This window comes from Tenacibaculum sp. DPLXC6 (assembly GCF_056815515.1).
In genome coordinates, this window is the sequence record NZ_CP141806.1 from 391,281 (window position 1) to 404,195 (window position 12,915).

Annotated in this window: 9 protein-coding genes; 5 read left to right on the forward strand and 4 right to left on the reverse strand. The window is 31.7% G+C overall.

What is annotated here, in order from left to right:
* Window positions 1-759: 759 nt before the first annotated feature.
* On the reverse strand, window positions 760-1,806 hold the full coding sequence (locus VCM48_RS01675) for a hypothetical protein (protein ID WP_482271381.1): 1,047 nt from the start codon (window positions 1,804-1,806) through the stop codon (window positions 760-762).
* Complete coding sequence (locus tag VCM48_RS01680; protein ID WP_482271382.1) at window positions 1,766-4,192, reverse strand: PAAR domain-containing protein; 2,427 nt, start codon at window positions 4,190-4,192, stop codon at window positions 1,766-1,768. Before VCM48_RS01680 ends, VCM48_RS01675 begins: the two co-directional genes overlap by 41 nt.
* A 371-nt stretch (window positions 4,193-4,563) precedes the next feature.
* Between VCM48_RS01680 and VCM48_RS01685 the strand changes: the two genes are divergently transcribed.
* Window positions 4,564-5,388, forward strand: coding sequence for a class I SAM-dependent methyltransferase (locus VCM48_RS01685; RefSeq protein WP_482271383.1), 825 nt, complete (start codon window positions 4,564-4,566; stop codon window positions 5,386-5,388).
* Between the two features lie 11 nt (window positions 5,389-5,399).
* Here the strand turns inward: VCM48_RS01685 and VCM48_RS01690 are convergent, their stop codons facing one another.
* Both VCM48_RS01690 and VCM48_RS01695 read right to left on the reverse strand, forming a co-directional pair.
* A complete protein-coding gene (locus VCM48_RS01690) occupies window positions 5,400-6,578 on the reverse strand; it encodes an aspartate aminotransferase family protein (RefSeq protein ID WP_482271384.1) in 1,179 nt (392 codons plus the stop codon).
* 5 nt (window positions 6,579-6,583) lie between these two features.
* A complete protein-coding gene (locus VCM48_RS01695; protein ID WP_482271385.1) occupies window positions 6,584-8,224 on the reverse strand; it encodes an OstA-like protein in 1,641 nt (546 codons plus the stop codon).
* A 138-nt stretch (window positions 8,225-8,362) separates the two neighbouring features.
* Between VCM48_RS01695 and VCM48_RS01700 the strand changes: the two genes are divergently transcribed.
* From VCM48_RS01700 to VCM48_RS01715, 4 genes are all read left to right on the forward strand, one after another.
* Complete coding sequence (locus tag VCM48_RS01700) at window positions 8,363-9,793, forward strand: pyridoxal phosphate-dependent decarboxylase family protein (protein ID WP_482271386.1); 1,431 nt, start codon at window positions 8,363-8,365, stop codon at window positions 9,791-9,793.
* Between the two features lie 143 nt (window positions 9,794-9,936).
* Complete coding sequence (gene nirK, locus VCM48_RS01705) at window positions 9,937-11,391, forward strand: copper-containing nitrite reductase (RefSeq protein ID WP_274639799.1); 1,455 nt, start codon at window positions 9,937-9,939, stop codon at window positions 11,389-11,391.
* A gap of 30 nt (window positions 11,392-11,421) precedes the next feature.
* On the forward strand, window positions 11,422-12,198 hold the full coding sequence (locus tag VCM48_RS01710; RefSeq protein WP_482271387.1) for a formylglycine-generating enzyme family protein: 777 nt from the start codon (window positions 11,422-11,424) through the stop codon (window positions 12,196-12,198).
* Window positions 12,195-12,914, forward strand: a complete 720-nt coding sequence (locus tag VCM48_RS01715) for an SCO family protein (protein WP_440066546.1) — start codon at window positions 12,195-12,197, stop codon at window positions 12,912-12,914. Before VCM48_RS01710 ends, VCM48_RS01715 begins: the two co-directional genes overlap by 4 nt.
* Window position 12,915: the final 1 nt, after the last annotated feature.

Here is a 12,915-nt window from a genome sequence, read left to right on the forward strand (position 1 = left end):
ACATTAGTAAATTAAAGGGTTGTAGCCCGCTTCAACTTTCTTGTAATTTGACAGGAAAGTGCCACGCAGTCGGCTACTATTCTTATACTGGACCGTTGCCATTAATTTAAAAAACGCAGAAATTAAATGAAAATCAAGGTTTTGAATTACATATTTTTCGGAATAATAACTCTGACTTTAGCAAGTTGCGGAAATAAAACTCAATCGGATTTTGTTTACTCAAAAGCGGAATAAAAAAACTAATGGCAACACCGTATAAAAAAAATTGCTAGTTTTAGCTAAACCAAAGTTAGTTGCTCGTTTGCTAGCTTCTGATTTTCCTTCGGAAAATCCTCGCACGCAAACACGCAACTTTCCTTATACAATCACGTAACCAATTTGAAAAACAAAGTAAATTTAAAATGTAATGGACATATGATAAAAAAGTATTGAATAAATTTCATACTTAATGTCAACAACAAAACTTTGAGTTTTTTAGTAGAATTTATGAAGTCAACATTAATTATTTTGTTTTTTCTTTTTTCTTTTTTCTTTTTAATGTAGTGATAGATGTAATGAAAAGGCAGTGATAGAAAAGCTCCGATAGTCGAAGCTACTCCTAAATACAATAACAAAATAATAAACTCACCTAAGCCTGTACAAAAACTACATTTACCAGAGATATATTTTTCATGCCATATAATTATAGCAATGATATCAAAGAAAACAATACCATATATAACATGTGTACAACCAAAATTATCACTTTTTTTATTCATGTTAATTTTTTTTCTCTTTTTCGGAATATGATTTATACTCAGGTAATTCTTTGTAATTTTTAGGTCGTATGGCATAAAAACCAGCAAAGGATTTATCAGGATAAGTTTGTCTTGGTAATTGTTCTATAAAAAAAACTTCGTCGCTACCACCTAATTCTTTAGGTATTTGATATATATTCATATCAGCATTAAACCCCATGGCACCATAACGTCTAAATTTTAAGATGTCACCTTGTGGTAAATGTAATTCGAACATGTAATAACCAGATGAAAAACTAATAGGGTTTAAACCACTACTTTTTTGTTTGTCCATTTCTACATATTCTGCTAATTGTAGGGTTTTGTTTTCTAATAAGTTATCAAAGACCTCAGGAATTTTCACCATACGTACTTCTTCAGGGGTTATTTTGGAAGGGTATTGTTTTTTTATATCAATATTTAACTCTTTTGTTTTTTTATAAGTTTGAATTAAATACCACTTTTCTTTGATTTTAAAATAATAATCATATGAGTCAATATGTACATACGAGGCATCTAAATATAGTTCTTTGAACTTTTGTAACCATTCTCTTTTTTCTACATTTTTGAAATTATAATCTAAAGGATCTTTAATTTCTTTATTTAAAAAAGGGTCTATATATTTATTTAAAGTAGTGTCATTATTAATGAGCCAATTTCCATATGTTTTATACCCAGACATAGTACCATCTATAAGTGTTTCAGAAGATAAACCTATGCCTAATAGGTTTCCGAAAAAATCTACTTTTATTCTTTTAGACTTTTCATTTTCTTTACCTATTACAGATAAAAATAGTTGTTTTTGTTCAGCTAATTTCTCTTCAATTACAGAGTGCTCATTAAACAACGTAATTACATCATAATTTTCTGTTCCTTGATGCTTATGTAAATCTTGATATTCTGTATATTCTTTTTCCATTTTTTGTATAGCTTTTTTCTTTTTTAAATAATTACAACTAGAACTAGTTAACAAAAGCAAACAAATAGCACTAATTTTTATTTTTACTTTCATCATATAACTTAGATTCATAACTTTTCTTTTTGTGTACGTATGCTTTGATAACATTATTTATATATTCTGTGTCAGCAATAGAAGAATCAATAAGTTTATCTTTTAGTTCTTCAACTTTCTTTTTTTCTTGTTTTCGTTTTTCTTCATCTGTTAACTCTTTTCCAAGTTCTACTTTATATTTCATTCTATAGAATTTATCTTTTCCAGCATTTTTTATACGTTCAAATATAGAAGTATTACCGTACTGGTCATTAAAACTACCACTTTTATCTTGTAATAATTTTGTATGTAAAACATGTCCTACAGGAGCAAAGTGAGCATATAAATCAGCACTTTGTAAGGGAGCGTATTGTAGTAGCATATTTTGATAAGTTACATAGGCTAAATTGTATAGAATGATAGCATACTTTTCGTTGCTAGAATAGCTCCATTTACGAGTTAGGTGTTTAGGTATCTTAATAGAAGTTTTAAAATGTCCTTCAAATAAATTTATAAGGTTAGTTTTGATCGTTTTATTTTTATAACTAGCAATTAGTTTTTTATATAACGCTATTTTTTTATGATTGTTTTCTATAAATGTATAGGTTCCAATTAAAAGATCACCAACAGCATCTGCGACAAACTTATGGTTAGTATACTTTTGGTAGTTTGATTTAGCTAGTTTAAAGGCATTCATAGCTACTCCCCAACGTATGGCCACTCTACTATAGCCCTTCCAATGTACACCATGCATTTGTTGATTTACAGTGGGGGAGTCTAATTTTTCTAAAGCATCGTAATCGTAACGTTCTTCAGCCACATAAGGAGGAACAACTACATATCCGCTTTCAGCTCCATACATAGATAAATCAATGATTTTTTTATTTTGTTGTGTTTGGTAATACGAAGGAATACTATCTTGTTTATGAAAATATTCAGCACTAAATAACGTTTTATCCCTTTTAGGATGACAGGCACTTTTTATTTCTGGTATATCACCATCTATAGTTACTAAATCACCTCTGTCGTTTGGAAAAGTAAATTGTACAGCTCTACTTTTATAAGCGTTCCAATCGTAACAAATAGCTTTTACATGTTCAAATAAACCTCGTTTGTTAAAAACCTTTTTATATTTAGGACTATATAATTCAGAAATAGCACTTAAAAATTTATGTCCGCTATCTTCATTTTCTCCTCTAAGTACAGCATTTTTGTAAACCATGTACTCTTGTGTTTTTTTCTTAATAAGACTATCGTAGTTTTTCCCATATAATCCTTTAGGTTGATGTACTCCCAAGAAAATAGTATTTATGGCTACTTTTTTCCATCCCATTTCGTTAGCATATTTAATAATACCTAGTTTTACACCTGCTGCCATACACGCACCTTGACTATGACCAACAATAGTTACGGGTTTATAATGTGGTGAATAACTTTCTATTTGAGGAGATTCTTCTTTTTTTGCATCAACTTTTTCTTTTTTTATGAGCTTCCAATTATAACGAGCCCATTCATATCCCAAGGCAATACCGTGATCAACTCTATGTGCTCCGCTACTACCTAACCCATGTGAACCGTTTATGTAATGTACTCTACCTTCTGCATTAAAATATTTAGCATAGGTTTCTGTAGCTTTGTAGTCATTAGCGATATCATTCCAGTAACCATAATACTTACTTTCGGGAGTTTTAAAAATTAAAGTACTAGGGTTTCTAAGTTTTTCTTCAACTATTTTTCGAACTTTACTTTTGTTCAGGTCTTTTTCATGCTGTTCAGTGGTATAATAATCGTCATGGTCAATACGATTTTTTTCGTTTGTGTTTTCTCCTCTTAGAGTAAACCAACCAGGTTTATCAGGGTTTAAGTCCATCATAGCATTCCAATGTGACTCACTGTTTGTTACAATATCACTTAAATAACCATTTATAAAAATAATTTCACCTTGTAGTTTTGGAAACTTTTTTTCTTCTGTTTCTTGTTGCTCAGCAAGTTCTTTTATTTTTTGTTGATTGGCTTCAGCTTGTTTGAGCATTTTTGTATTACCAGTAAAAGCAGCACCAATTCTGTCTTTAAAACTAATATCAGGAAATGGAATTTGATCAATAGGCATTACTACAGTTGATTGCGGTGAGCTACTACTAACAAGAACATTACTCTCTCCAGCAGTAATAGTTCCTCCATGTGCAGTCATATCACCTATGCAGACTATAGGTTTACCATTGGCAAGAATACTTGGGTTTCCTGTGACTATAGTGTCTATACCTGCATTACATGTGCACATGCTACCAATAGTTGCCACAGGTTTACCGTTAATTAAAATATTTTGTTCTCCTTTAGTAACAGGCCCTCCAACATGAGGTGTAGACCCACTATACATTGGACATTGATGATTACTACCTAGAGTTGCAACTGGTTTTTTAGACATAGCTTTTTTATTTTTTTGCAAACTAAAATAATAAAAAAGTATTAATTACCAGTGTTTTACGACTCGTTTTTGAGTGAGACTATTTGTAGGGATAATAAAAAAGTAAAAATTTTAATTTAAAAGTTTATTTAATTTATAGAAGATAAAGATGCTAGTTTTTTCGATTTCTTTATTAGAAATATTGAATGTAGAGGAGTGTGAATTATTCTTTCTTCAAAAAGTAACAAGTTGAAGATAGTATGTAACTTAATTAGTTGATTATATGAATTATCCCTACATTTATATTATAACAACCTTACTTCGAAAAAATCTAATTTTTCCCTGTAACAAAATGGTAGAAACGTTAGTAATAATAATTAAAACTCATAATGATGAATCACTTAAACAAAACAATTGAACAGCATTATCTTAAAGAAAGCTTGTATGAAGATATTTTACAGCGTCTATCAGAAATGGGAAAAGACCTTAAAAATATTACACGAGAAGATATAGCTGGAGTTGATGAATTCCACGTGCGTGGTGCAGCTGTTTCAAAAGAGTTGGCAGAATCTATAGACCTTAATAATAAATCAGTTTTAGATATTGGATGTGGGCTAGGAGGTCCTTGTAGAATGTTAGCTGAGAGATATAATTGTACTACCTCAGGTATAGATCTTAGTAAGGAATACATTAGGACGGCTGAAAAGCTATCTCAGCTTGTAAAACTTGAGTCTAAAACAAGTTTCTTCCAAGGAGACGCAACAGCACTTCCGTTCGAAAATGAATCATTTGATGTGGTTTGGACACAGCATGTTCAAATGAACGTACCTAATAAGCAAAAATTTTATTCGGAAATAAATCGTGTGTTGAAACCTAATGGCTTTTTTCTATACTATGACATTCTAAAAAATAATGATGAAAGAGTTAAGTATCCAATGCCATGGGCAACTTCCGAAGATCATAGCTTTTTATTCAAAAACAGTGAAATGAATGATATAGTAACAAAACTAGGCCTTACGAAAGTATCCTCTAAAGATCAAACGCAAGCAGGAATAGAATTTTTTGAAGGAATGCTCAGTAAAATAAAAGAATTCGGACCACCAAAAATTGGACTTAATGTTCTTATGGGTGAGACCACTAAACCTAAGTTATTGAATTTATTAGAGCATTTTAAAAATGGTTCTTTAATTTTGGAAAGTGGTGTTTATAAGAAATAATATTCTATAGATTACAGCTTATCTAACTCATTTAAAATAAGATCACATCCTTTTTCTATTTCTTCGTCAGAAATAGTTAGTGGAGGCGTAATACGAATGGCTCTTCCTTCAAAAAGTAGCCAGAATAAAATCAATCCTTTATCTAAACAATTTAAAATAACTTGCGAAGCTTCTTCAGGAGTATCTACTAATACAGCAAGCATCAACCCTTTACCTCTAATATCTTTAACTTTTGGGTGATTTTTAAACTTGTTACGAATTAAAACCTCTTTTCGTAAACTTTCTTCCATTAAGTTAGAGGAAGTAATCTCTTGTACCGTTGCTAAACCAGCACTTGCAATTACTGGATGTCCACCAAACGTAGTAATATGTCCTAATTTCGGGTGTTCTTTTAAGCAATTCATTACTTCAAAAGAAGCAATAAAAGCTCCGATTGGCATTCCGCCACCTAAACCTTTACCAGTGATAATAATATCAGGAGTAACATTGTAATTTTCGAACCCCCAAAATGTTCCTGTACGTCCAATACCTGACTGGATTTCATCTAAAATTAATAAGGCTCCAACTTCTTCACATCGTCGTTTAACTTTTGTTAAGTAATCGTTTTTAGGCTCAATAAAACCAGCTCCTCCTTGAATGGTTTCTAAAATGACTCCTGCTGTGTTAGAAGTAATTTTTTCTAAATCTAATTCGTTGTTATACTCAATAAATTTACTTCCTGGAATTAACGGGCGAAAAGCTCTATTTTGTTGTTCTGCACCACAAACACTCATTGCTCCTTGGGTATTTCCGTGATAAGCATTTTTAGCCGCAACAATTTCACTTCTTCCCGTAAAACGTTTGGCTAATTTTAAAGCACCTTCTGTAGCTTCGGTACCAGAATTCACTAGATAAACAGACGATAGGCTAGGAGGTAAGGTAGCTGCTAAAGCTTTGCACAATTCTAACTGTGGCTTTTGAATAAACTCACCATACACCATTACATGTGTATATTGCTCTAACTGATTTTTTATGGCTTCGTTAATCTTTGGGTGACTATGACCTAAACTATTTGCAGAAACTCCAGCTACAAAGTCTAACATAGGTTTTCCGTTGCTATCATAAATATAACTCCCTTTCGCATGTGTAATTTCAATAGCTAATGGGTGAGGAGTGGTTTGGCCTTGGTATTTTAAAAAATCGTCTTTCACAGGAATTATTTTAACTTTTTAAGGTTAGGCTTTTTTTGTTTTTCTTCCTTTTTTGAAGTTTCATTAATAAACTGTTCCCTAGCTTCTTTAACAACATCAGGTTGTTTTTTTCTTTTTTGAGGAATAGTAGAAGTAGAGTCTTTTATAAAGATGTCTTCTACTGTTTTTGGTTGCTCGTCACCACGCCATAAGAAACCTTTAAATTTTTTCTCTTCTGAAGGAAATTCGGAAGGAGGGTATGTTTTTCCTTCAGACTTCTTAAAATATGTAGTCTGAACAATCTCTCCGTCTTCTAAAATAAACTCAATATCACTCGCAATTTCCTTGGTAATAGTTTCTAATTTATGAGTATCTTCATTATTGTTATAATATAAAGACTCAGCATTTCCCTTAACCATCATAGTTCGTAAGTCATCATCTTCAAACTTACCATAAATGTTTCTTCCTTTAATTTGATTAAAATTATCTTTATGAATGGAGTCCTGTTGAATCATAAATGCATTTTGTAACACCTTTAATGAATCTAGCTTATTACTTTCTTTATGAGTAAGTAGTTGAATGCTATCTCCCGTTATTTGACTGTTATTAGACCATAAAATAGGTCTGTTAAACATCCTTGTCAATCCTGTTTCTTGACTGGTGTGAATAGAGTCGCATTTACCTTGTAAGTCAGACTTAAATATTTTTACATTATTAAAAATACGAGCAATACGTTTTTCAGGTTTTCCTGTTAGTAAAATTTTGTCTCCAGCTACATACATAGAGTCCTTTTCTAATACTGAAATAGCAACAGCTCTATCAATAATAAACAAGGAGTCTTTGTGCTCGTATAGTTCAGCATAATTTCCTTTAGCTACCATATTTTGCACAGTATCTACCACTTTAATATTGTTGGTTGCAGAAGCAAAACCGTTACGCTTGTCATAGTACAAACTATCGGCAGAAACAGTTCGCTCTTTTAAAAACAATTTTGCTCGTTTTACGAAGTATGAAACATCCGTGTTAGTATCGTAAAAACCTCTTTCGGAATACACTTTAGTACTATCCTTTAAGTTGGTAATGGTACTTGGTCCGTATAAATAAGCCAAGTTTGTATTGGTATAATAATCTAAATGGTCAGATTCTAAATGGTTATCAGGATTTACAACTGTTACTTTAGATTTTGCTGTAAACTTTTTTTCTCTTAATAGATAAGTTCCTTTTACACTTTTCAGAGTGTTTTTTGTATCGCGGATAGTTCCTCCATTAGGGTAGTATAATACTTGATTGATTCTATCAAAATGAAGCGTGTCTGTTTTTAGCGTCATTTCTTTATCGTTTATTTCTACATTTCCCCAAGATTTGGCCTTTTTTGTATTCCCATTATAAGTGGCAAAATCACTGTATTGAATAATACTATCTCCTTGTTCAATAATAACTTCACCAATAGCTTTAAATAAGTTTTTGTCTTTGTAAAGTAGTGCTCTTTTACAGTCTAGAGTAGCTCCTTCATGTGACATTTTAACTTTTCCTATCAGTATAGTAGCTCCAGGGTACTTACTTTCATCAGCGGTACTTAATTCGGTAGAAAGTATTTTGATTTTTTTTGTTTGAGAAAAACTTACAACAGAGAATAATATAAAAATTAGTAGAAATAGTTTTTTCAAAATAATACGATTTAATGCACAAAAATAATGAAAAGAATATGCCAAAATCTTAATAAAGAAATAAAATTATCAAGATAAATAAAAGGCTGTCATTTAGTAAATGGTTAATTTTGTAACAAATTAAAAAATTATAAAGATATGAGCGCTCATTTTGATTTATCAAAAGAAGAGATGAAGTCTTACGGATATAAAATTGTAGATATAATTGCAGAACATTGGGCTACTTTAGAGCAAAAAAAGCCTGTGGCTAGTGCTTCTAGAAAAGAAATGGATAGTATTTTCTTACAAGAAGCCCCAAATAAAGGAATGTCTGCTGAAAAGGTGTTAGATTTTGTGATGGACAATGTGATACCAAACAGTACGGTTATTTCTCACCCTAAAGCTTATTCATTTGTACCTGGACCTAGTAACTTTATTAGTACTATGGCAGATAGTTTGGCTACTGGATTCAATATTTTTTCTGGTGGATGGATGGTTTCTCCAGCAGCAGCTGAGTTAGAAATTGTAACGATGAATTGGTTACTAAAAATGTATAATTTTCCTGTTGAAAAAGGAGGAGGAATTTTTACTAGTGGTGGTTCTATGGCAAACTTAACAGCTCTAGTTACCGCTAGGCGCTTAAAATGTGGTGATGATTTTTCTAAAGCAGTGATTTATTTGTCTGATCAAGCACACTCTTCAAATATTAAAGCAATTCGTGTTTTAGGGTTTAAAAAGGAACAAATTCGAATTTTACCTACAGATTTAGAGTTTAGAATTAGTATTAACAAACTAAAGAACGCTATAGCAAAAGACCGATTAGAAGGGTTACAACCATTTTGTTACATCGCTTCAGCAGGAACAACAAATACAGGTACTGTAGATCCTTTAGACGAAATAGCAGATATATGTGAAGAAGAAGATTTATGGTTCCATATTGACGGAGCTTATGGTGGAGCGGCTATTTTAGCTGAAAAAGGAGCAAAAGCTTTACGAGGAATTGAAAGAGCTGACTCTCTTACTGTAGATCCGCATAAATGGTTTTATCAACCTTATGAAATAGGATGCTTATTAGTAAAAGATGCTTCTTGGTTAAGTGGTACTTTTAGTGAAAAACCTGAATATTTAAGAGATATAGAAGGGAATGAATCTGAAATTAACTTTTACGATTATGGAATTCAATTAACAAGACGTTTTAGAGCATTGAAATTTTATATGTCCATCAAAACCTATGGATTAGATGCTTTCAAAGAAGCTGTTACTTACAATATCCAATTGGCAGATGATGTAGAGAAAATGTTACGAAAAAGTAGAAATTGGGAAATTATTTCACCAGCTACGTTGGCAGTAATTAATTTTAGATATAATCCTATCGGGTTAAACTTATCAGAAAAAGAGATTGATGAATTAAATCAGAAAATTTCTCAAAAGATAATGGAATCTAGAGAAGCATTTTTAGTAACTACTATTTTAAATAAGCAAGTAGTATTGAGAATGTGTTTAATAAATCCAAAAACAACGATGGACGATATTAAAGAAACTCTAGAGTTGTGTCATCAGTTTGGAGAAGAAATTTTAAAAGAAAAATAAATTAAAAGGAGCTTAAAGCTCCTTTTTTTGTTTTTATGACAAAAGTCATATTTCAAAAGCCTTTCTCTTAGTAGTTTTGCTTATATAAAAGATAAAAAAGTCTTTTATGTAAAATTATTAATAACTACATCAATAGAAGAGAGATGAAACAAGTGAAAACAATTTCAATGATTTTAGCAGCTATGTTTTTAATGGCTAGTTGTAAAAATGAAAAGTCTGAAAGTATAGCTATGAAGAGCGCTTCAGATATAGCAGTTAAAGGAACGATAGAAGCAGAATTAACAGCTCCTCCTCATGTTCCAGCGCCTGTTGGTAATAGATCCGCAAAAAAGTTACTGGTTAATATGGAAATCCTTGAAAAAGAAGGGACGATGACTGATGGTGTAGAATATGTTTATTGGACGTTTGGAGGTTCTGTTCCAGGAAGCTTTATAAGAACTAGAGTAGGAGATGAAGTAGAGTTTACACTATCAAATCATCCAGATAATAGGTTACCTCATAATATCGATTTACATGCAGTTACTGGACCAGGTGGGGGAGCAACGTCATCATTTGTAGCTCCAGGTCATGAAAAAACATTTTCATTTAAAACATTAAACCCTGGATTATATGTATATCACTGTGCTACTGCGCCTGTGGGAATGCATATTGCTAACGGAATGTATGGACTAATTTTAGTAGAGCCAGAAGGAGGTTTACCAAAGGTTGATAAGGAATATTACATTATGCAAGGAGACTTCTATACAAAAGGAGAAAATGGAGAACCGGGTTTACAAGCTTTTGATATGAGAAAAGCAGTAGACGAAGATGCGGATTATGTAGTGTTTAATGGAAGTGTAGGAGCCTTAACGGGAGATAATGCAATTACTGCTAATGTTGGAGAAACAGTACGCTTATTTGTAGGTAATGGAGGTCCTAATTTAACATCATCTTTCCATGTTATTGGTGAAATTTTTGACAATGTGCATATAGAAGGAGGAGATGTAATTAATAAAAATGTTCAAACAACTTCAATACCAGCAGGTGGGGCAGCAATTGTTGATTTTAAAGTAGACGTTCCTGGTACTTTTATTTTAGTAGATCACGCTATTTTTAGAGCTTTTAACAAAGGTGCTTTAGGAATGTTAAAGGTAAAAGGAGAAGAGAGTAAAAAGATTTATTCAGGAGTAAAACAAGAAGGTATTTATAACCCAGAAGGAGGTACAATTCAAGAAATGCCAAATGGTAAAGAAGAAAAGGCTGTTGCTTCTAAGCAAGAAAAATCATTAGCACAAAAAATAGCTGATGGTAAACAAATTTATACAAAAACATGTTTTGCTTGTCACCAAGCGAATGGAGAAGGAATTCCAAATGCATTTCCTCCTTTAGCAAAATCAGATTACTTAAATGATGATGTTAAGAGGGCTATCGATATTGTTTTACATGGTAAAACAGGAGAAATAACCGTAAATGGTCAAAAATATAATAGTGTAATGACTAAACAAGCGTTGAATGATCAAGAAGTGGCAGATGTACTGACTTATGTTTACAACTCATGGGGCAATAATAAAACCAATGTTAGTGTAAATACTGTAATGGAAGTAAAAAGTGCCCACTAAAAACGTAGTTAAACTTTAAAATTAAAAGAAATGAAAACTATTTTAAGATTGACAATTTGTATATTTTTCTTAGGCATTTCCCATATGAATTGTCAATCTAAAATGGTTCCTATTAAAGGAGGAAGTTATATTCCTTTGTACGGTAGAGATTCAGCAAGAGTTATGATTCAAGATTTTTTAATGGATGTGTACCCTGTAACTAATGAAGATTTTTTACAGTTTGTAAAAGAAAATCCGAAGTGGAGAAAATCTAAAGTAATTAAGCTGTTTGCTGATAAAAGTTATCTTATTAATTGGAAAAGTGATACAGAAATAGGAGAGAAGCTTAGTTTAAAATCACCGGTAACCAATGTTTCATGGTTTGCAGCTAAATGTTACTGTGAAAGTAAAGGAAAAAGATTACCTACTGTGGATGAATGGGAATATGTGGGAATGGCTAATCAGAAATTACCCGATGCAAGAACTTTAAAAATGTATAATGAATACATTTTAGGATGGTATGAAAAACCAAGAACTTTCGATAATGTTATAGGGTCAACATTTAAGAATTATTGGGGAGTTTATGATATGCACGGGTTGGTTTGGGAATGGACTTCCAATTTTAATTCAGTATTGGTATCGGGAGAGTCTAGAAAAGACGTTGATAACGATAGTAATTTGTTTTGCGGAAGTGCAGCAATAGGATCGACAGATTTAATGAATTATGCAGCTTTTATGCGTTATGCTACTCGTGGAAGCTTAAAAGCTAAATACACAATGCGAAACTTGGGTTTTAGATGTGTAAAAAATAAAGATACAGCACAATGAAAGTAGTAAAATATATAACGATACTTCTTTTCTCAATTACTTTATTGAGTTCATGTAAAAAAGAAAAGAATAATATGAGTTTAGCAACAGTATATGAATGCCCAATGTTATGTGAGGGAGATAAAACGTATACTGAAGAAGGAGTTTGTCCAGTTTGTAAAATGGATTTAACACAAAAAGATCAAAAAGAGGCTAAAGAAATAGCTTTAGCCACTGATATTTCTGAAAGTTCTATATTCAATTTAACATCAGAATGGAAAACTGAAGAAAATAAAAGTATTCACTTAGAAGATTTAAGAGGAAAAACTTTGGTAATGGTCATGATTTATACTACTTGTAAAGCTGCTTGCCCAAGATTGGTGGCTGATATGCGTAATATTGAGGCTAAAATACCAAAGAAGTACAATAGTGATTTACAATATGTTTTAATCAGTATTGATCCTAAAAATGATACTCCAGAAAAACTTAAAGTTTTTGCTAAAGAAAATTATATGGATGATGAGCATTGGACTTTTCTACAAGGTACAGAAGAATCAGTTAGAGAGTTTGCAAATGTATTGGCAGTAAAATATAAACAAATTTCTCCGTTAGATTTTTCACACTCAAATATAATAAGTGTATTTAATCCGGAAGGGGAGTTAGTGCATCAACAAGAAGGTTTAGGTGTAGACAATAAAGAAACTGTAGCAAGTATTTTGGAAACAGTAAAAAAATAAG